This window comes from Salinimonas profundi (genome assembly GCF_014750655.1).
Classification (GTDB): domain Bacteria; phylum Pseudomonadota; class Gammaproteobacteria; order Enterobacterales; family Alteromonadaceae; genus Alteromonas; species Alteromonas profundi_A.
On the sequence record NZ_JABBXD010000004.1, the window covers coordinates 1 to 19,599 of the forward strand.

The 19,599-nt window shown below is 46.2% G+C and carries 21 protein-coding genes and 1 other RNA gene; 9 read left to right on the forward strand and 13 right to left on the reverse strand.

The genetic code is table 11. The annotated features are described in order from the left end of the window. Positions 1-468: 468 nt before the first annotated feature. From HHX48_RS08875 to zapE, 5 genes are all read right to left on the reverse strand, one after another. Positions 469-2,130 carry a tyrosine-type recombinase/integrase gene (locus tag HHX48_RS08875; protein ID WP_191024296.1) on the reverse strand — a complete coding sequence of 554 codons (1,662 nt, stop codon included), beginning with the start codon at positions 2,128-2,130 and terminating at the stop codon, positions 469-471. A gap of 85 nt (positions 2,131-2,215) precedes the next feature. Continuing rightward, positions 2,216-2,566: RNase P RNA component class A (gene rnpB, locus HHX48_RS08880), an RNA gene on the reverse strand. A gap of 135 nt (positions 2,567-2,701) precedes the next feature. Next, on the reverse strand, positions 2,702-3,898 hold the full coding sequence (locus HHX48_RS08885; protein ID WP_191024298.1) for a sensor histidine kinase: 1,197 nt from the start codon (positions 3,896-3,898) through the stop codon (positions 2,702-2,704). Positions 3,899-4,073: 175 nt separating this feature from the next. Continuing rightward, positions 4,074-4,796 (reverse strand): YebC/PmpR family DNA-binding transcriptional regulator, encoded by a 723-nt coding sequence (locus HHX48_RS08890; RefSeq protein ID WP_191024300.1) that lies wholly within the window; start codon positions 4,794-4,796, stop codon positions 4,074-4,076. A 96-nt stretch (positions 4,797-4,892) separates the two neighbouring features. Beyond that, a complete protein-coding gene (gene zapE / locus HHX48_RS08895; RefSeq protein WP_191024302.1) occupies positions 4,893-5,993 on the reverse strand; it encodes a cell division protein ZapE in 1,101 nt (366 codons plus the stop codon). A gap of 361 nt (positions 5,994-6,354) precedes the next feature. Between zapE and HHX48_RS08900 the strand changes: the two genes are divergently transcribed. The 3 genes from HHX48_RS08900 (at position 6,355) to HHX48_RS08910 (ending at position 9,520) form a co-directional block, all read left to right on the forward strand. Beyond that, positions 6,355-6,801, forward strand: coding sequence for a ZapG family protein (locus HHX48_RS08900; protein WP_191024303.1), 447 nt, complete (start codon positions 6,355-6,357; stop codon positions 6,799-6,801). A gap of 75 nt (positions 6,802-6,876) precedes the next feature. Beyond that, the gene (locus HHX48_RS08905) at positions 6,877-8,247 is read left to right on the forward strand and encodes a DegQ family serine endoprotease (protein WP_191024305.1); all 1,371 of its coding nucleotides are present in this window, start codon (positions 6,877-6,879) and stop codon (positions 8,245-8,247) included. A 205-nt stretch (positions 8,248-8,452) separates the two neighbouring features. Further along, positions 8,453-9,520: a trypsin-like peptidase domain-containing protein gene (locus HHX48_RS08910; protein WP_397541077.1), complete on the forward strand. Its 1,068-nt coding sequence runs from the start codon at positions 8,453-8,455 to the stop codon at positions 9,518-9,520. 24 nt (positions 9,521-9,544) lie between these two features. Here HHX48_RS08910 and HHX48_RS08915 read toward each other — a convergent pair whose 3' ends face one another. The 8 genes from HHX48_RS08915 to HHX48_RS08950 form a co-directional block, all read right to left on the reverse strand. Beyond that, positions 9,545-9,763 (reverse strand): hypothetical protein, encoded by a 219-nt coding sequence (locus tag HHX48_RS08915; RefSeq protein ID WP_191024307.1) that lies wholly within the window; start codon positions 9,761-9,763, stop codon positions 9,545-9,547. Between the two features lie 365 nt (positions 9,764-10,128). Beyond that, positions 10,129-11,394, reverse strand: coding sequence for a UDP-N-acetylglucosamine 1-carboxyvinyltransferase (murA, locus tag HHX48_RS08920; protein ID WP_191024309.1), 1,266 nt, complete (start codon positions 11,392-11,394; stop codon positions 10,129-10,131). 13 nt (positions 11,395-11,407) lie between these two features. Then, the gene (locus HHX48_RS08925; protein WP_191024311.1) at positions 11,408-11,665 is read right to left on the reverse strand and encodes a BolA family protein; all 258 of its coding nucleotides are present in this window, start codon (positions 11,663-11,665) and stop codon (positions 11,408-11,410) included. A 33-nt stretch (positions 11,666-11,698) separates the two neighbouring features. Continuing rightward, positions 11,699-12,007: an STAS domain-containing protein gene (locus HHX48_RS08930; RefSeq protein WP_191024313.1), complete on the reverse strand. Its 309-nt coding sequence runs from the start codon at positions 12,005-12,007 to the stop codon at positions 11,699-11,701. After that, positions 12,004-12,633, reverse strand: a complete 630-nt coding sequence (locus HHX48_RS08935; protein ID WP_191024708.1) for an MlaC/ttg2D family ABC transporter substrate-binding protein — start codon at positions 12,631-12,633, stop codon at positions 12,004-12,006. Before HHX48_RS08935 ends, HHX48_RS08930 begins: the two co-directional genes overlap by 4 nt. Before the next feature lie 49 nt (positions 12,634-12,682). Further along, positions 12,683-13,162 (reverse strand): outer membrane lipid asymmetry maintenance protein MlaD, encoded by a 480-nt coding sequence (gene mlaD, locus HHX48_RS08940; protein WP_139757231.1) that lies wholly within the window; start codon positions 13,160-13,162, stop codon positions 12,683-12,685. Between the two features lie 9 nt (positions 13,163-13,171). Then, entirely contained in the window at positions 13,172-13,948 is a 777-nt protein-coding gene (mlaE, locus tag HHX48_RS08945) for a lipid asymmetry maintenance ABC transporter permease subunit MlaE (RefSeq protein WP_191024314.1), read from the reverse strand. After that, complete coding sequence (locus HHX48_RS08950) at positions 13,945-14,745, reverse strand: ATP-binding cassette domain-containing protein (RefSeq protein WP_191024316.1); 801 nt, start codon at positions 14,743-14,745, stop codon at positions 13,945-13,947. The genes mlaE and HHX48_RS08950 overlap by 4 nt, the downstream gene beginning before the upstream one ends. A gap of 558 nt (positions 14,746-15,303) precedes the next feature. On the opposite strand from HHX48_RS08950, the gene HHX48_RS08955 reads away from it, so the two are divergent. The 6 genes from HHX48_RS08955 to lptB are packed head-to-tail and all read left to right on the forward strand — an operon-like array spanning position 15,304 to position 19,597. Continuing rightward, positions 15,304-16,260, forward strand: coding sequence for a calcium/sodium antiporter (locus HHX48_RS08955; protein WP_191024318.1), 957 nt, complete (start codon positions 15,304-15,306; stop codon positions 16,258-16,260). A gap of 6 nt (positions 16,261-16,266) precedes the next feature. Next, positions 16,267-17,235, forward strand: coding sequence for a KpsF/GutQ family sugar-phosphate isomerase (locus tag HHX48_RS08960; protein ID WP_191024320.1), 969 nt, complete (start codon positions 16,267-16,269; stop codon positions 17,233-17,235). After that, positions 17,235-17,789: a 3-deoxy-manno-octulosonate-8-phosphatase KdsC gene (kdsC, locus tag HHX48_RS08965; RefSeq protein WP_191024322.1), complete on the forward strand. Its 555-nt coding sequence runs from the start codon at positions 17,235-17,237 to the stop codon at positions 17,787-17,789. Before HHX48_RS08960 ends, kdsC begins: the two co-directional genes overlap by 1 nt. After that, positions 17,786-18,346 carry an LPS export ABC transporter periplasmic protein LptC gene (lptC, locus tag HHX48_RS08970; protein ID WP_191024324.1) on the forward strand — a complete coding sequence of 187 codons (561 nt, stop codon included), beginning with the start codon at positions 17,786-17,788 and terminating at the stop codon, positions 18,344-18,346. Before kdsC ends, lptC begins: the two co-directional genes overlap by 4 nt. Next, entirely contained in the window at positions 18,315-18,869 is a 555-nt protein-coding gene (gene lptA, locus HHX48_RS08975) for a lipopolysaccharide transport periplasmic protein LptA (protein WP_191024326.1), read from the forward strand. The genes lptC and lptA overlap by 32 nt, the downstream gene beginning before the upstream one ends. Positions 18,870-18,871: 2 nt before the next feature. Then, the gene (lptB, locus tag HHX48_RS08980; RefSeq protein WP_191024328.1) at positions 18,872-19,597 is read left to right on the forward strand and encodes an LPS export ABC transporter ATP-binding protein; all 726 of its coding nucleotides are present in this window, start codon (positions 18,872-18,874) and stop codon (positions 19,595-19,597) included. The last annotated feature ends 2 nt before the right edge of the window (positions 19,598-19,599 follow it).

A 19,599-nucleotide genomic window follows, 5' to 3' on the forward strand; every position in this document is an offset into this window, starting at 1 on the left:
GACGCACGTCACCAACAGAATATGACAGGCAGTATTTTAAGGACATAGAAAGTGTCTAGGAAAGTTAGGCCTTACCAACCTATATCTGGATTCTTCTTACTCAAGGAGCTATTGAGCCTTGTTAGATGCTTGAATATATCTTTGCCAAACTCGTAAGAACGAAAGTATAAATTCAACTTACATTCCCACGGATAGGACTGTAAAAGCTTTATATATTTTCTCTTAGTTTTATCCTCTGATGTTTCGCTCATAATGTACTCACTTTAGAAGAATATATGTAAAGAATCCTTATCCATAGTTACTACAACTCAACACAACCCCAACACCTAGCTCTTATATAGGCTATACATAACGCCTAGCGTAAAGAGGCATTGATGAATTAGTTACAAAAAAGCTCATAAGTATGCGGTAAATATTGACATTAAAAAATCATTCCAGTTAAGCAGACCATAAGAGCCAAAACCGTCATTAATCATCTACTGATATCATATTAATTATTTCTTGCATTAGTTGCATATTATCAGTGTGCGTATAATGGATAGTTGTAATGCTTTTATCTATGGATTTTAAATGTCCAATCATTGACTGGATATAGGCGGCCTGCGCATTCTTATCTATCAAGGTGGAAACAACAAAGTGTCTAAAACTATATAGAGTGAGTTTCTCGCCTTTTTCTGTTTCCTGAGGAATTTCACATTTGGGCTGTATACTATTTGAGTACAATCGTGTGAGATACTTTTCAGACGTAGAAAACCGTCGGAATAGGTATTCATCTTTACACTTACCGACAAAGTCTAGAAATCCTTTTTCTAATAATTTCTTGTGTACAGGTATTATCCGATTACTTTGTTTTGTTTTCAACTTCCCAGCATCTTCGGTTACTCTAAAGTACCAGATATCCTCTTCGCTCTTTAGTATATCCTCTTTCCTTAACTGCATTACCTCTGCGTTTCTCATCCCTGTAAACGCCATTATATTTACAGGCCACTTTTTTCCTTCATTTAACGTATCTACAAAACTGAGTATTTTAGAGACATGATTATTAGAAAAACGCCCTCTTTTTATTGGTTCATCTTTAACTTTGAAGCGCATATTATCTATGGCTTCACTCGAACCATTGAATTTCTTTTCGTAAAAGTTGAAGAACGTTTTTAACTTCTTAAAGTGCTCAAATACATTTTTCCCAGATATGATTTTATCTTCATCTACCTGACCACCAGCAGCTATTTCTATTAACTCCTTAGGAGACATTTTATTGAAAGGCGCGACATTTCCCTTTGGAAAATTAGATAGCAATTCTCTGAATAAAAAATCCAACTCATCTGAATTTATATCATCAATCATTTGTTCATCGAAATGAGCGTTCATGATATTGAAGCATCTTTGATAATCTTTTTTGACGCTTTGGCTCCATGGGTCACCACTATAACTTTTCGTGATCGGAAGCTTGCCTTCCTCTCCTGCCGTCAAAAACAACTCCGATACTTCCGAGAATGTCAAAGATTTCTCGTGCTTCGTTTTCAATGATTGATACGATTTTTCAGCTACTTCGAAATCACCTGAATTAAGTAACTTTTTGATACGCTCAATCTGTCCAAAGAAAACTTCTAGCCTTTCTTCCGTTTCAAAAAAATTTCTATCAAAGTCTACGATATCGGGTGTCGGCACTCTATCGGGATTTTCGTCGTCTTTAATAAATAGTTGGCTACACAGGTTTGAAGCTAAAACAGATGGAGAGTTACTGGGAAAGCATTCTTGAATCTTATACTGGTGGTAACTCGGTAGAGAGGTATCACTTTCATACATATAGGTAAATTGCTGGTTAATAGATTCATGCTGATAGTTATTAAACAGCATATCGCCGTAAGAATTTTTCTCACCGAACAGACAACCTACTCTGGATAGGTGTTCATCTATAGTTTTTCGAACTAATTTATCTAGAGTTACCTTATCCATATTTTCTCTACTTCCTTGTGACTCTATTACACCTAAGATTTTACCTACTAACTCTATTGCCTCACAACGGTAATTAGTATGAAGAGACTGACGAACAATAGATGATTTGTGGCGTAAATTGAAATGGTAAGTGCTACCACGTTTAATGGTATATGGAACTGAAATGTGTGACATGAAGTGTAACGCCCCTATAACAGAGAGGCTTAGGGCTACCTATGCTTACCAGCAAAGTACTGATAAGCATAGATTTTCCGAAAAGAGGCGGAGTTAGCCGATAAGCCGGGTTCTGTCGTGGGCAACCATTCCTCTAGGCCAGTCATCGCTGACTGGCTCCAGCAACCTACCCGATCCCCATGCGGGCCGCACGTAACGGGATCCTATTTGGTCTTGCTCCGGGTGGAGTTTACCGTGCCACAAACTGTTACCAGCTGTGCGGTGCGCTCTTACCGCACCCTTTCACCCTTACCGGCGCTGATGCGCTTAGGCGGTTTACTCTCTGCTGCACTGGTCGTCGGCTCACGCCGCCCAGACGTTATCTGGCACCCTGCCCTGTGGAGCCCGGACTTTCCTCCCCTTTCCAAAAGAAAGCGGCGATTGCCTGGCCAACTCCGCGGCGCATTTTACCTGAGTTGCTAATGGAATACGATCAGTAAAAGCAGGATAATTTGCGTAAACGACTGTCGCAGGCACAATTGAAGTTAACCGCACACCGGTAAAACGATTTCACTAACGTTTGATTGCTGGTTTATTCAATTTTGACCAGCGTGCTGTCTCCGTTATGAAACTGGTCTTTAGGAAGCAATACGCGAAATCTAGTGCCTTCTGCTTTACTACTGCCCACCGTGACGCTACCACCATGACCTTCCACCGCTGATTTCACAAACGCCAGTCCGATTCCCCAGCTATTGTTTAGCTTTTCGTCTCTTGCATCAGTACTTTTCAGGAACCGGAAAATATCTTTCCAATGCGCCTCTTCTATGGGGTTGCCAAAATTATGCACCTCAACCAGAACATTGTTATCAATGACGTCTGCTCTGATAGTGACATCGCTTTCTTTTCCGCCATATTTGAACGCGTTTGAAATGAGGTTTTCCAATACGCGGCGGAAGATTATCTCGTCAAACGTATAGGCGATCTGGCTATCGGGTAACGAAAGCTTCAGACGCTCGCCATAAAAATGAACGGCATCCTCAGCCACTGAAGATAAAAAGCTTGTAAAGTCACCATCTTTGAAATTGATCTCAATGCCCTGCCCGGATTCTAGCGACAGGGTTTGAAGCATATCTTCCAGCATGGCGGAAATTCGGCCCGTGGCGGTGTGGATGCGTTGGCCGAATGCCGGTGTGTGAACAATGCTATGTTGTTCTTTTGCCAGCTCCCCAAGCATGGAAATGACATAAAGAGGAGAGCGAATATCATGAACCACAGTGCCCAGTAATTTTCGCTGCGTGGCGTGAAGCGACTCGGTAAACACGGACATTGACTCCCGCGTGCACTGCTCAATAACACAGGTCACGATTTCCAGATGATCGATATCCAGTACCTGGTGCTTTTGCAAAAACTCCACCAACACCTTACGCAAAATGGTGTATTCCCAGTAAATCTTATCTGCGTTGTAGGCATGGATTCCCGCTCGCTGCTGCCCATGCTTTTTACCGCCGTGCTTTTTGTCTTCGATCTCGCCTTCATCGTAATTTAAGTCACCATCGGGTTGCTGCCTGACATTCTCATCCTGATAATAAAACCTGAGCAATTCTTCAATGAGGGCATCAATGATATACACCATATGGTCGGCAAATTCAGCGTCTGTCAGCGACACCTCTTGTCCGAACTCTTCCTTTACTTGTCTGACCCACTGATTAATCAAACTTAGACGGTGACTCTCAAGCAGGTTAATAACCCTAAGTGTTGCGCTGTGACGCGATGACTTAATTTTGTTCATGCTGTTGTTTAGTTTTTATTACAACGAAGGTACAGGAGTAGATAAACAGAGTGTAACGTTAGTAAACGGGAAGTAATAATTAAACTTTAGAACACTTTTGTAGCGCTATGAAAGAATAATAAAAAGCCCTCTGACAGAGAGCTTTATTAAATCTTCAGTTGTTTAGAATGAACATTTAGTCGGGTAAAACCGCATTGTGATAAACATCCTGAACATCGTCGCAATCATTCAACATGTCCATGAATTTTTCAAACATGGGACGATCTTCTTCGCTGATTTCTGTTTCCGTTTGCGGAATGAATGTAATCTCTTCCGTATCCAGCGTTAAATCCGGATAAGCATTAGTTAATGCAGTTCGCACGTTGTTGAACTCTGTGTGCGGAGCATAAACAGTGATCTTGCCATCCTGTTCTTCCACCTCAGACACATCAACATCGGCTTCCATCAGCTCTTCGAGTACGGCGTCTTCATCGTCGCCGGCGAACTGAAAAACGGCCTGATGATCAAACATGTGGCTGACCGCACCTGGCGCACCGATTTTTGCGTTTGTTTTTGTGAAGCAATTGCGCACATCCGTGATGGTGCGATTAGCGTTATCCGTTAAGCAGTCAACGATAACCATGCAGTTACCCGGACCAAAGCCTTCGTAACGTGCAGGTTCATAATTTTCTCCCGCGCCGCCAGCGGCCTTATCTATCGCTTTATCAATAACATGAGCGGGGACCTGGTCTTTTTTTGCTTTGTCCATCAGTCGGCGTAGCGACAGATTCGTCTCAGGATCCGCACCACCATTTTTCGCACAAACATAAATTTCTTTTCCGTATTTGGAATAGACCTTTGTCTTTGCACCCGCCGTTTTCGCCATGGCGGCCTTTCTTACTTCAAATGCTCTTCCCATTATTCAATCTCTTACTTATTTGGGTGTGGCCGCGCCGTGCCACGAATTGCGATACGTGAGTAAGTTTACCCACAATCATGAATGCTGAACAGCGCTTTAAGGCAGATGTTGTGTTGCCAGATAATCATGCGACTGCATTTCCTTTAAACGGCTCATGCAACGCTGAAACTCGAAACTGAGCTTACCCTGCGAATAAAGCTCATCCATTGGCACCGCCGCCGACATAATGAGCTTAACATGACGCTCGTAAAATTCGTCAACCATGGCAATAAAGCGCCTGGCTACATCATCATTGTTTTGTCCCATAGGCTTTACATTGGCTACCAGTACAGAATGATAGCAGCGGCTGATTTCGATATAATCGCTCTGACTTCGCGGCCCCTCGCATAGCTCTTTGAATTCCACCATCATGACACCATCGGCATTCAGACACGTGCGAATTTTACGGTTATTAATATCTATGGCTTCATCCTGACTGCCTTTCTCCGGCGCCAGCTTGGCAAAATACTCATGCAGATTGGCGGTAGCAGCTTCATCTAACGGGTGATGATAAAGTTCAGCCTGTTCAAGCGTACGCAAACGATAGTCGACGCCGCTATCGACATTGATGACTTCGGTATGTTTATTAATCAAGGCTATCGCCGGCAAGAAGCGCGCGCGTTGCAAGCCATTTTTATACAAATCGTCCGGTACGATGTTTGACGTGGCGACCAGTGTAATGCCATGGCCAAAAAGCTCCTGCATGAGCGTTCCCAATATCATTGCATCGGTAATGTCAGAAACAAAAAATTCATCAAAGCAGATAATCCGCGCCTCTTTCGCCAGCTTGGCGGCGATGATTTTCAGGGGGTCCTGTGCTTGCTTTAACTGTTTTAGTTCATCATGAATACGATGCATGAAGCGGTGAAAGTGAACGCGCATCTTATCTTCAAACGGCAGACATTCATAAAAGGTATCAACCAAATATGTTTTGCCTCGTCCTACGCCCCCGTAAAAGTAGATTCCTTTTGCCGGCTCCGGTTTAGAAGGCTTTTTGAACCATTTTTTCAGACTGGCTCCCAGCCCCTCTTGCGCTTTAGGTTTATTCAGCAGGTCATCGTATAAACGCTGCAATGCTTTTACGGCATTTTCCTGCGCTGGGTCATGGTGAAACTCGGGATGTTTTAGGTCTTCCTGATAGACTTCCCATGGTGTCATGAAGGTTACTACTCCTGAATATGCCTGCACATTGAGGTCAGCTGCACCGACCTGCTTGAAAAATGCTTATGGCACACATACTTTGATGCAAAATGTAGGTAAAATAGCAAACGAACTGTAAGCCAGCCGAGATCATGTTGGTCGCCGGCTTGCATATGGTTTGCGGTACGATACCGCAATTATACCTGTTCTTGGACGAAACTAAAAAACATACGACGCCTGCTATATGCATTATACCGGTGGTCACAGTTACTGCTGAACAGTATTGATAGCGTGAACTTGGTATAGTAGAAATAAGTACTAAAGAAGTAAGAGGTTAAGCATTTGTTCTGGCCTCTGCTGTAAATTTTCGGAGATATAAATGGAAGTCCTGATTCCTCTTGCCCTACTGGTCGTTGGCCTGATCATCGGTTTTTTCGTAGCCCGGTATATTTATACCCGTGACGGAAGCAATAAATCTGTTAAACAGGCTGAGAAAAATGTGAAGGAAATAATGGCGCAACAAGCTGAACACCACTTCCACCAAAGTCGCCAGATTGTAGACGCAATGGAAAACCAGTGTCAGTCATTGCGTATGCAGATAGAAGAATATGAAGCATTACTGAAAAATGATGTAGGTGATGAAAGCGATACCGTGCCGTTTTACGGCGAACAGGCATCAGCGTATTTACGAAATAATTTGCATGGCCGGGAAAAAACAAAGGTAAAGACCGTTTCTGGTTCGCAACCTAAAGACTTCGCCGGCGCAAGTTCCGGGCTATTCGTCGGCAGTGGTAAGCCAACCGCCGCAACCGAAGAAGAAAAATAGGAACTTTTCATACTTTTTTTGTGTCTGTCTGTTATTACAGACGTTTCGCAATAATCATGAGGAGTGTAAGCGAATATGAAAAAGTCTCTTCGCCAGGTCGTTGTTATTTCTGGAGTTGTAGCCAGCTCTGTGGTCATGTCGGTGCCGGTTCAGGCCGGCTTGCCGTTTTTCAGTGACAACAATAAACAGGAAGTTCCTTCTCTGGCCCCTATGCTGGAAGAAGCGACCCCTGCCGTAGTGAGTATTTCTGTGGAAGGGACACAGACTGCGCGCCAGCAGGTCCCAGAAATGTTTCGTTATTTCTTCGGCGGGCCTCAGGAACAAGTGCAAGAGCGACCGTTTCGGGGCCTGGGCTCTGGCGTCATCATTGATGCAGATAAAGGCTATGTTGTTACCAATAACCACGTGGTCGATAACGCTGATGAAATTACGGTCAAATTAAAAGATGGCCGTGAAATCACTGCCAAAAAACTGGGCGCTGATGAGCAAAGCGATATTGCCCTGCTTAAAATAAATGCAGAAAACCTGACTGATCTGCCACTGGCGGATTCCGATAGCAGCCGCGTGGGTGATTATGTGGTTGCAATTGGTAACCCCTTCGGTCTTTCACAGACAGTCACCTCGGGTATTATCAGCGCGCTTGGCCGTTCTGGTCTCAATATTGGCGGCTATGAAGATTTCATTCAGACTGACGCTGCGATTAACCGCGGAAACTCAGGCGGTGCACTGGTCAATCTAAATGGTGAGCTGGTTGGTATCAATACTGCCATTTTCGGCCCTAACGGTGGTAACGTCGGTATCGGCTTTGCGATTCCCAGCAATATGATGAAAAACCTCGTAGATCAGATTGCTGAATTTGGTGAAGTCCGTCGGGGTCTGTTGGGTATACTGGGCAACGATGTTGACGCCGGATTAGCTGAGGCAATGAATGTTCCGGTTAATAAAGGTGCATTTATCAGGGAAGTGCAGCCTGACACTGCGGCTGACAAAGCGGGTCTGCGCGCCGGCGATATTATTACTGCAGTGAATGGCCGTAAGCTGAGCGGTTTCAGAGAATTGGCCGCCCGTATATCTAGCATGGGCGCTGGCGCTGAGGTTGAACTTGCTATTCTTCGTGATGGTGACAAGAAAACTGTTAAAGTGACTCTTGATGATGCCAGTAAAACGCAGGTTACGGCAGCACAACTTCACCCGGCACTGGAAGGAGCAGAACTGGCTAATGGCGAAGACGAAGCCGGTAACAAAGGTGTCGAAGTCACAGAGCTTGACCGCGGTAGTCCGGCTGCACGCATTGGGCTGCAACCTGAAGATGTGATTGTGAGTGTAAACCGCCAGCGCGTAGAGAGCATCGCTGAATTGCGCGAAGCAATGGACGCCTCTCAGGGGGTGATAGCGTTGAACATTAAGCGCGGCGCCTCTACCCGTTATCTGGTAATACGCCAGTAAAATTTTGATTAAAAAAAGCCACCTTCGGGTGGTTTTTTTATAATTACCAGAGACATTTTTACGCATGGAAAGTCACCTAAGTTACTGGCTGTGCGTCAATTTACAGTTTCTTTTGGCATTCCTAAATCGCCGATGTTATTCTTTAATCCACTGATAAATTGCCTCCCTCCACACTTTTGCGGAGGCGTTAATATAAGAAGAAATCGTGGCAAGCAGGCAATTTTTTAGTTTTCTTTTCAAATCTGTTCTTTTGGGCGTTATTGTCGCTGCTCTCATGCTGTTTCTGGTGCCAAACCTCAGACAGGGCGACGGTTTTGCGCAAAACGTGTTTAATCCCGGTAGCAGCAGCGCCAGTCGCATATCCTACAAAGACGCTGTCAATAAAGCCGGTCCTGCGGTTGTTAACATCTACAGTGTCAGTATTGAGAACGATGTCGGCTTTTATCGCAGCCGCCCGCGCGAGCGCACCAGCCTTGGTTCAGGTGTCATTATGACTGAATCAGGGTACATTCTTACTAACAACCACGTTGTGCAGAACGCCGATAGCATTGTGGTTGCGGTGCAGGATGGCCAGATACTCGAAGCTCACATTGTTGGTTACGATCAGTATACTGATTTGGCGGTATTGAAAGTAGACGACGGCGTCAACCTGCACGTCATCCCCCAATCAGAAGATCCTGATGTGGCGGTAGGCGATATGGTTATGGCTATTGGTAATCCGTTTGATCTTGGACAAACCGTCACACATGGCATTGTCAGCCGCGCAGGTCGTAAGGGTTTATCAAATTTCGTTGACTTTATACAGACTGATGCGGTTTTAAATCAGGGCAATTCGGGCGGCGCTCTGGTAGACAGTAATGGTGTATTGGTGGGTATCACCAATGCGAATTTTCAGGTACGCGATGGCAGAAATGGCGTAAGAAATGTCGATGGTATTAATTTCGCAGTTCCTTATGAGTTGGCAAAACGCGTGATGGATGAAATTGTCACCGACGGCCGCGTTACCCGCGGTCAACTGGGGTTTATCGGCCAGGAAATTGCGAACCGCCCGGGTGTAACCGTTACCGCCGTTGCAAAACAAAGCCCCGCCGCAAAGGCCGGCCTGAAGCCCAATGATGTCATTCTGGCTATCAATGATATTAAACTGGAAAGCGCCTCTAAAACGCTGGATATGATTGCCGAAACTGAACCGGGTACGCAGTTAAAGCTGCAGATAAGCAGGGATGGTGAATTAATGGATATGAATGTAACGGTGGCAGAATTAGGAGGTTAAGCCGCCGAAGCGGCTTAACACCCACTAACTATTGTTTTGCTTGCCTGAAGTGTCCTGCTTTTCAGCATGGGAAACATTATCCCGCTGAGCAGTTTTAATTCCATCTTCCTGCTTTTCATCCGCCAGCGCATAAGGCGGTTCACCAATGAACAACATTGTCATTACCATCATGGCGAAAAGTACAGTCGGAATGGAGTGGCGAAGCTCTAAATATGGACGAAGCCGAAGAATAACGTATTTCAAACCAACTTTTCCCTGCATACGTTCGTTAAACCACTTTTTTCTTATTCGTCTCTACAATCCAAAGGCCTCTTTGAATGCCTGGCCTCCTGCCAGATATTCAACAGCCCTGCTCTCAGTTATTTCACAAACCGGACAGATTGAAGATTACGCAAGAGTATACTGTATTTTTAGCGCAATGCATCTACAGTTCGCCGAATTGTGCCATATTTTCTGACCAAACGGTTATTCGATCAATTAACCGCGTATCTTTTTTTGTACCTTTGTAAATAAAAATCATACGTATCGAAGATACGTTAGACTTTCGCGTCGCGCCGGGCACAAAAAAAGCGCAGACAAGCTGCGCCTTTCTTCACAGTAAGCGGCTCTCAGCTGTCGCTGACACGTGTAATGCTTGCCCCAAGACCGCCAAGTTTTTCCTCTATGGCTTCATAGCCGCGATCAAGGTGATAAATACGGGTTACGTGTGTTTCACCTTCAGCAATCAAGCCTGCTATTACCAGACTGGCAGAAGCGCGTAGATCCGTTGCCATTACCGGAGCGCCCTTAAGCCTGGAGGTTCCCTTGGAGACAGCACTGTTCGCCTCAAGCGCAATCTCAGCGCCCATACGCTGCAACTCTGGTACGTGCATAAAGCGGTTTTCAAAAATGGTTTCTGTTACCACACCGGTACCTTCAGCGATACAGTTAAGTGTCACAAACTGAGCCTGCATGTCGGTCGGAAACGCTGGATGAGGCGCTGTTTTAACTTGCACAGCCTTAGGAGTCTTCCCTTCCATATCCAGCTCAATCCAATCAGCGCCACAGGTGATTTTGGCACCCGCCTGCTGTAACTTATTAAGTACCGCATCCAGTGTTTCCGGCGCCGCATGGGTGCATCGTATTTTGCCACCTGAGACCGCTGCTGCGACTAAAAATGTGCCGGTTTCAATTCGGTCAGGCAACACCCGGTAATCACAACCAGAAAGCGATGGTACGCCTGTAATGTGAATATTATCGGTTCCTGCACCGGTAATCTTAGCGCCCATCTGCTTCAGGCAGTTCGCTAAATCAACAATTTCCGGCTCACGTGCGGCATTTTCCAATACTGTTTCACCTTCAGCCAGCGCGGCTGCCATCATCAGGTTTTCAGTGGCACCGACACTGACCATATCCATAAATATACGTGCCCCCTTCAAACGTCCGTCGACGTGCGCACGAATATAGCCCTCTTCCACCTCAATGTTAGCGCCCATTTGCTCTAAGCCGGCAAGGTGCAGATTAACTGGTCTTGCGCCAATAGCGCAGCCGCCCGGAAGCGAAACATTAGCCTTGCCAAACTTCGCCAGTAAAGGCCCCAATACAAGTATCGAGGCGCGCATGGTTTTCACCAGGTCGTAGGAAGCGGTTACACTGTTGAGCTGTCCTGCAGACAAACAAATTTCACCATTACCATTATTTTCAACCCCCACCCCAAGCTCTTTAAGCAGGGCGGTTGTTGTGTTGATATCTCTTAATGCGGGGACATTGGTATACCGACACCGTTCCTGCGTTAACAGGCTGGTCATTAATAAAGGCAGGGCCGCGTTTTTGGCACCGGAAATTCGCACCTCACCACGCAGCGCAGGTGATTTTTTAATAACAAGTTTATCCACGGGCAGACTCAGATTATTGAGGGATATTAAACTGGCGCTCGCGCTGCCAGTCAGCTTCGCTGAAGGTCTTTATCGATATTGCGTGCATGGTGCCATCAGCAATTTTGTCAGACAGCGGCGCATATATAGCCTGTTGTCGCTTAACGCGACTTAATTGGGCGAGCTCATCACTCACAGCAATAATCGTATAATGTGAACCGTCGCTCTTTACGTGAACTTCAGCAAGATCCAATGCTTCTTTAAGCATCGATTCAATTTCAGCTACATCCATAAATCATTCTGCTCTGTATTGGTTACTTTGAATCTATTCTACAGGTAAAAGGGTGTCGACGTCGCTGATTTTAGCGAGTTTGATTAGTTTTTCCGGAGCATCTGTAAGTTTTACTTCAATGTTATTCTGACGACCATCCCTGATGGCATTTATAAGCCAGGCCAGACCCGCACTATCAACACGCTCAACTTCAGCCAAATCAAAAGTGCATTGCCCCTGACCTTCTAACATCGACTTTTCTGAAGTCGAGAGCGTTGGCCACCAATTTTTTGAGAGCGTCTCACGATCAAGGTGCCCATGCACCCTGACCACGCCTTTATCATTTACCTGAAACAGACTCACGCACTTTCCTTCAAATCCATTTCTTTTTCAAGTTCTACAGGATTATCAATTTTGCTTTGCATCAAATCGATAACTTTTTGTATACCTTCCTGACGAATAATGGATTCGAACTCGCTACGTTTACTATCCAGCAGGCTGATCCCCTCAGCAACCATATCGAACGCGCCCCACTCATTTGTTTTAGAGTCTTTACGCACTTTAAACGCTACCTTAATCTCAGGGCGATTAGGATCTTTAACAATAGCACGCACTACAACATAGCTGGCATCGCCAACATCCGAAGCAGGTTCAAAAACCACTTCCTGATCATCGTAATAGTTCATGGCAACAGCATATGTGGTGATTAGGTATTCGCGGAACACTTTTACGAACTCCTGTAATTCATCACGTTCAACCTTCGATGCGTATTTGCCCAGCACCTTATAAGCAGCAAACTTGTAATCAATGTAAGGCAATAATTCTTCCTTCATAATTGTACGCATTTGCTCAGGGTTATTTTTAATTGACGCCTGATTATCCTTGATACGATCAAACGTGCGCATAGCCACGTCCTGAATCATTTCATACGGGTTCTTCTGATTAACTTCCTGCGCCTGAACTGCACCGGTAAAAAGCATAAGCGTCATGCAAAATGTTGACAGTATTTTTTTCACTGCAAGTCTCCTAACTAAAAATTTATTCGCCATTGTCACTATCACCGCGATTAAACAAAAACTGTCCAATCAGGTCTTCCAGTACCAGTGCTGACTTTGTATCCTGAAGATAATCGCCATCTTTGAGATTAGCGATGCCATCAAACGAAAACCCTGGCTGAAAGCCAACATACTGCTCACCCAGCAATCCTGACGTGAGGATAGAAACCGAACTGGTTTCGGGAAATTCGCTGTATTTGCTAATAATGCTCAGCTCAACCACCGGCGTGTAATCTTTCTTATCCAGGCTTATGGATGTCACACGACCGATGGTTACGCCACCTACTTTTACGGCTGAACGCTCTTTAAGACCGCCGATATTGTCAAATTTTGCATATAGTGTGTAGGTATCACCATCAGTGGTCATACTCTGATTAGCCACTTTCAGTGCTAATAGTAAAACTGCGCCGACGGTTAATACGACGAACACGCCCACCATAAGTTCCGCTTTATATCTGTTCATGTTACTCCCCTACTCAATTCCGAACATAAGGGCGGTTAACACGAAATCCAGCCCCAGTACTGCTAAAGATGAAAATACCACCGTTTCAGTGGTGGCTTTACTAATGCCTTCTGAGGTAGGCGTTGAATCATACCCCTTAAATATGGCGATCCAGGTCACAACAATGGCAAAAACGAGGCTTTTAATCACGCCATTACCCACATCGCTGCCCAGGTCAACCGATGACTGCATCAATGACCAGTAACTACCGGCGTCAACACCCAGCCAGTCAACACCCACCAGGTGGCCGCCTAAAATGCCTACAGCGCTGAAAATGACTGCCAGCATCGGCATCGATATCAGTCCAGCCCAAAAGCGCGGAGATATTACGCGGCGAAGCGGGTCAACAGCCATCATTTCCATACTGCTGAGCTGTTCGGTCGTTTTCATCAAACCAATTTCAGCGGTCAGCGCCGAACCGGCCCTGCCAGCAAAAAGCAGCGCTGTGACCACCGGTCCAAGCTCCCGCAACAAGGATAATGCCACCATTGGTCCCAGGCTGCCTTCGGCCCCATAATCCACCAAAATGGTATAGCCTTGCAGCGCCATCACCATGCCGATAAACAAACCAGACACAATAATAATGAGTAGCGACTGCACACCCACGACATGAATTTGCTTAATCGTCAGGGCTATATTTTTAAGTTTAGGCAGCGCGAAAAGCGCACCAAAAAGCATGACACCGGCTCGCCCGACAGCTTCCACGCGCGCAATCGTACTTGCGCCTAATGAACGAAACGGATTCATGACCGGGCTCCGAAAAACGAGGACTCAAGTTCGTCCGACGGGTAATGAAAGGGAACGGGCCCATCGGCTTCACCTTTGAGAAACTGCTGCACTAATTCAGAATCGCTGTTTCTTATTTCATCGGCCGTGCCTTCGCCAATAACCTTCTTATCCGCCAGGATATAAATGTGATCGGCAATAGTCAGCACTTCGGTGACATCATGGGTGACCACAATGCTCGTCAGGTTCAGTGCATCATTGAGCTGACGAATTAATTTTACGAGCACGCCCATTGAAATAGGGTCCTGTCCGGCAAAAGGCTCGTCATACATAATCAGGTCCGGGTCAAGCGCTATAGCTCTTGCCAGCGCCGCTCGACGGGCCATACCACCAGACAGTTCGCTGGGCATCAGTTTACTTGCCCCGCGCAGTCCGACCGCCTGCAATTTGAGGTCGACGATGGTATCAATAATGTCGTTGTCCAGTTGCGTATGTTCTTTTAGCGGAAACGCAACGTTATCGTGCACGCTCATATCGGTGAATAACGCGCCGCTTTGAAACAACATGCTCATGCGCCGACGTGTTTTATATAAGCGAGAGCGATTCATCGAAACAATCGAATCACCGTCAAACTGAATATCGCCGTTCTCCGGATGTAACTGCCCACCGATAAGTTTAAGCAGCGTTGTCTTACCTATACCGCTAGGCCCCATTACGGCAGTAATCTTACCGCGGGGCACGTTCAGTGAAATGCCGTCATAAATGAGACGGTCACCACGCTTGAACGTCAGATTGTCCACTGTGACTAAATTATCCATATCAGAATCAGAATATTCCTTGATGAGTGTCTGACAGCCCTAAACAGCTGCCCGGAAGATAAGGAAAATAAAATGTAAAATAATCATTTACCTAAATTTTCGGCGTATTGTACTTTGTTTTGATATTCCCTTCCAAAAGGAATTAGTTACAAGTTATGTTCTAAAATGACGAATGAACTGATAAACCGGATGATTCGCTGCAAGGTCTAAACCGGTATAACGCGTCACTTCCCATTCACTTGTTGCATGTTGCCGCTGATTCGACACCAAATTTAAAAGCAAGCATTACGCCACCTGTGTCAGATGCCAGATTGAATGAGGATTTATTCATCATTGTGCAAGGGTTTCTATCGTCAGAATGCCTGAAATTAGCGACCAGTATCCTGTCAGGCGTAATCAGTGTGTTTGAGGCTGAACGTAAAGCGGCCGGCTCTCAGCGCTGATTGCAAAGCGTACCGATAACAGCAGTGGGATTGCGAGGGTTATCTCATAATAGCCATAGGCAAAACGCGTTGATTCTGCGACAATCACCGCAAACTCATAAACATAGATCAACGCGTGCTATTACAGGTTTCCATTTTTGTTCTAGGCTTAATCGTTCTTAGCTGGGCAGCCGATCGATTCGTATATGGCGCCTCTGCGCTAGCACGAAATATCGGCATCTCCCCCATGATGATCGGTCTCACCATTGTTGCAATGGGGTCCTCCGCGCCGGAAATTGTAGTATCTGCTATAGCATCGGTGAACGGCTCCCCTGATACCGCAGTGGGTAATGCCCTCGGGTCCAACATTACCAACATCGGGCTGGTACTTGCGATAACCGCATTGGTTAAACCTTTAGTGGTGTCTTCCACAACGCTTAAACGCGAAATGCCGGCACTTTTGGTGATTACTCTGCTGGCTATGGTGTTTATGTATAATGGCCGGCTTGCGCATTTTGAAGGCCTGATTCTGTTCGGTCTGTTTATCTTTGTATTAGCGGGCATGGCCTGGTTATCGCTGCATGTGGAAAAAAGCGACCCACTGATGGCAGATACCGTTGATGAGGTACCGGCCGGAGTAAACACCGGCATGGCGGTGGTCTGGATTGGTGTGGGTCTGGTGTTACTTCCGTTAAGTGCTCACTATATCGTGGACTCTGCTGTGTTCATGGCGCGCTATTTCGGCGTCTCTGACCTGGTTATCGGCCTGACTATAATTGCGCTGGGGACCAGCTTGCCTGAACTGGCTGCCAGTATTGCCGGCGTGCGCAAAGGAGAAGATGATCTGGCACTGGGGAATATCATCGGCTCCAACATCTTTAATCTGTTGGCAGTGCTAAGTATGCCAGGCCTCATCGCACCGGGACCCATCGATCCGGATGTTTATAATCGCGACATGTATGTCATGCTGGGGCTGACTGTTATGCTCTTTTTCTTCAGTTTCAGTATCATTGGCAAAAAGCAGATTGGTCGATTAGAAGGCACCTTGCTATTAGCTGGATTTTTAGGATATCAATACTGGTTATTTGGATAGTGTGATATGCATGAAACCTTTCTGGCGTCTGCCAGACGCGTTATCGAAATAGAAACAGCGGCCATTGAAAGCCTCACCAGCAGGCTGGATGCGCAATTCATTCAGGCATGTGAGCTGCTTTATCACTGCACGGGAAAAGTCGTGGTCAGTGGCATGGGTAAGTCCGGCCATGTCGGTAATAAAATTGCCGCTACGCTGGCCAGTACCGGCACGCCATCTTTTTTCATGCACCCGGGCGAAGCGAATCATGGCGACCTCGGCATGCTGGGAAAAGGGGATGTATTGCTGGCCATATCAAACTCTGGTGAAACCGGCGAATTACTTAACTTACTGCCTGTTATCAAACGGCTGAATGTGCCGGTTATTGCCATGACCAATAAAGCCTCAAGTAGCTTGGGACAGCACGCCGATGTGGTGCTGGATATCAGTGTGGCAAAAGAAGCCTGCCCTCTGGGTCTGGCCCCCACGGCAAGCACGACAGCAACACTGGTTCTGGGCGATGCACTGGCAATTGCGCTATTGGATGCGCGCGGATTTACGCCGGATGATTTTGCCTTGTCCCACCCTGGCGGCAGCCTGGGCCGTAAACTGCTGTTAAAAGTGCAGGACATCATGTTGCAGGGTGAAGGTTTGCCGCTGGTTACCACCGGAGCAACTGTCAGTGAAGCGTTGCTTGAGATTTCAAGTAAAGGCCTTGGAATGACCGGCGTGGTGAGCAGTGATGGCACACTGGCCGGCGTTTTCACTGATGGTGATTTACGCCGCATTCTGGACGCCAAAGCGGACATTCACACCACGTCAATTGATAAGGTAATGACGCGGGGTGGAAAAACCGTCCAATCTAATACGCTGGCCGTAGAAGCACTTAATACAATGGAAAACTGTAAGATAACGGCACTGATGGTGGTAGACGACGAACGCCGCCCTGTCGGTGCATTTAACATGCATATGCTATTGAAAGCCGGAGTTTTATAATGCCTCATGTTGTGACTCATTACGGAATGATCGAAGAAAAGACGTTTGAACGCCTTAAAGGACTGAAGTTATTGGTGTGCGATGTCGACGGTGTTTTCTCCGATGGCCGGATTTATCTGGGCAACGATGGCGAAGAACTTAAAGCGTTTCACACCCGGGATGGCTTCGGCATCAAATCTTTGATTAATACCGGCACGAAGGTTGCTGTGATTACTGGCAGAACATCTGCTATTGTTGAAAGAAGAATGCAGCATCTGGGTGTCCATCATATTGTTCAGGGGATAGAGGACAAGGCTTCGGCGATGAAAGCACTGTGCACAGAACTTGATTTATCGTCGCATGAAGTGGCCGCCATTGGTGATGATGTGCCCGACTTAGGAATGTATTCGTTTGCCGACACCAAAGTTGCCGTTAAGGATGCACATGCCAGAGTTACGAGCGCTGCGAACTGGGTGCTAACAAAACCCGGCGGTTTTGGGGCTGTGCGTGAGCTTTGCGATATAATTTGTCAGGCAAAAGGTTATGGTGATGCCACCGCTGGGTCGAGTACATGAGTCGGCTTAGTTTAAGTATCGGGGCGCTGTTTGTTCTGGTTCTGCTGGTGTATTTTCCTGTTTGGATTGCCGAACCTGAGCAGTCAGTACAGTCGAAGGGCAACACGGCATTAAAGCCTGCCTACACCGCCAGAAACCTTACAACGACATTGTATGATGGCGAAGGTAAACTGAATCATCAGGTATTTGCCAAACGAATGGAGCATTACGACCAGCTGGATTTTGTCCTGTTCGAGGAACCAGAATATACCGTTTATATGGATGGCGGGCAGACGCCCTGGCAAGTTACCGCTAAAGAGGGCACGCTGTACAACAACAATCTGATAGAACTGGAAGCCGATGTAACGGTGACAAGTTCACAAAACGAATTTTTGAAAAGTATTAACACTGAGTTTATTCGCATCAACCTGGAAGATAAGACCTTATCGACTGAGCAGCCTGTTGTCGTTCGCGGCGTTGAGTTTGTCGTTGATAGTAATGGACTGAAAGGGAATCTTCGCTCACAAGAATATGAGTTAAATAATCATGTACAAACTGTTTATTCGCCTGGCCGCTAGTTTGCTGGCAGCAATCATTATGACCACCGGTGCAGCCGCCAGCTCATCGGACTTTCAAAAGCCAATCACTGTTGATGCCAGAACCCAGTCAATGGATGGCAAGAATAAAATTACCCGGTTTAAAGACAATGTGAAAATAACCCAGGGTACGCTTGTCATTGAAGCTGATGAGGTAGAGGTAAGCGCAAAAAATGGTGAAGGTAGGGAAATTATGATCGCCCGAGGCAATCCTGCCCGCTACTCCCAGACCATGGATGACGGTAGCAAGGTACAGGCGCAAGCTAATGAGCTTCGCTATGAAGTTGCCAACCGTACTATCTCAATGACCGGTGATGCGCAAATAAAGCAAAATACCAGCATGGTACAGGGTGACAGCATCACGTATGACATGATGAAAGAGCAGTTACTGGCAACCAGCAGCGATGATAATGAGGAAAGCCGGGTTAAAACCGTTTTTCGTCCGGAAGCCATCAAAGAGCTAAACGATAAAGAAAGTAAAGACAGCAGTAAGGATAACGAGTAATTATGGCAACTTTGTCGGCGCATAATCTGGCCAAATCGTATAAATCCAGACAGGTCGTTACCGATGTCAGTCTGGCGGTTTCAACCGGGCAAATCGTCGGGCTATTGGGACCAAATGGCGCTGGCAAGACAACCACTTTTTATATGATAGTGGGGCTGGTGCCATTGGATAAAGGCAAGATTCACATCGATGATAATGAGCTAACGCATTTACCCATGCACGAAAGAGCGCGCAAAGGGATTGGGTACCTGCCTCAGGAAGCGTCTATTTTTCGTAAACTGACGGTTCATGAGAATATCATGGCGATTTTGCAAACAAGAAATGACCTCTCTGCAGAAAAAAGAGAAGAAGAGGCCGATGCGCTCCTTGATGAATTTAATATCAACCATATACGTAATAGTACTGGGATGAGTCTTTCAGGCGGCGAACGACGTCGCGTGGAGATTGCCAGAGCGTTGGCAGCCAACCCACAGTTTATTTTGCTGGATGAACCCTTTGCCGGTGTAGACCCTATATCAGTAAACGACATAAAAAAAATCATTCAGCATTTACGTGATCGAGGGATAGGCATACTAATCACGGATCATAACGTTCGCGAAACGCTGGATGTATGTGAGGAAGCCTACATCGTAAGTCACGGCGAGTTAATTGCTCAAGGCAGTGCTGAGCAGGTATTAAGCAACCAGAAAGTACGAGAAGTATACCTAGGTGAGCAATTCAGGCTATAGTT

Coding starts and splice junctions, on each gene's coding strand:
- HHX48_RS08875 (WP_191024296.1), bottom strand. CDS start 2,130: ATGTCACACATTTCAGTTCCATATACCATTAAACGTGGTAGCACTTAC.
- HHX48_RS08885 (WP_191024298.1), bottom strand. CDS start 3,898: ATGAACAAAATTAAGTCATCGCGTCACAGCGCAACACTTAGGGTTATT.
- HHX48_RS08890 (WP_191024300.1), bottom strand. CDS start 4,796: ATGGGAAGAGCATTTGAAGTAAGAAAGGCCGCCATGGCGAAAACGGCG.
- zapE (WP_191024302.1), bottom strand. CDS start 5,993: ATGACACCATGGGAAGTCTATCAGGAAGACCTAAAACATCCCGAGTTT.
- HHX48_RS08900 (WP_191024303.1), top strand. CDS start 6,355: ATGGAAGTCCTGATTCCTCTTGCCCTACTGGTCGTTGGCCTGATCATC.
- HHX48_RS08905 (WP_191024305.1), top strand. CDS start 6,877: ATGAAAAAGTCTCTTCGCCAGGTCGTTGTTATTTCTGGAGTTGTAGCC.
- HHX48_RS08925 (WP_191024311.1), bottom strand. CDS start 11,665: ATGGATGTAGCTGAAATTGAATCGATGCTTAAAGAAGCATTGGATCTT.
- HHX48_RS08935 (WP_191024708.1), bottom strand. CDS start 12,633: ATGACGCTTATGCTTTTTACCGGTGCAGTTCAGGCGCAGGAAGTTAAT.
- mlaD (WP_139757231.1), bottom strand. CDS start 13,162: ATGAACAGATATAAAGCGGAACTTATGGTGGGCGTGTTCGTCGTATTA.
- mlaE (WP_191024314.1), bottom strand. CDS start 13,948: ATGAATCCGTTTCGTTCATTAGGCGCAAGTACGATTGCGCGCGTGGAA.
- HHX48_RS08950 (WP_191024316.1), bottom strand. CDS start 14,745: ATGGATAATTTAGTCACAGTGGACAATCTGACGTTCAAGCGTGGTGAC.
- HHX48_RS08960 (WP_191024320.1), top strand. CDS start 16,267: ATGCATGAAACCTTTCTGGCGTCTGCCAGACGCGTTATCGAAATAGAA.
- kdsC (WP_191024322.1), top strand. CDS start 17,235: ATGCCTCATGTTGTGACTCATTACGGAATGATCGAAGAAAAGACGTTT.
- lptC (WP_191024324.1), top strand. CDS start 17,786: ATGAGTCGGCTTAGTTTAAGTATCGGGGCGCTGTTTGTTCTGGTTCTG.
- lptA (WP_191024326.1), top strand. CDS start 18,315: ATGTACAAACTGTTTATTCGCCTGGCCGCTAGTTTGCTGGCAGCAATC.
- lptB (WP_191024328.1), top strand. CDS start 18,872: ATGGCAACTTTGTCGGCGCATAATCTGGCCAAATCGTATAAATCCAGA.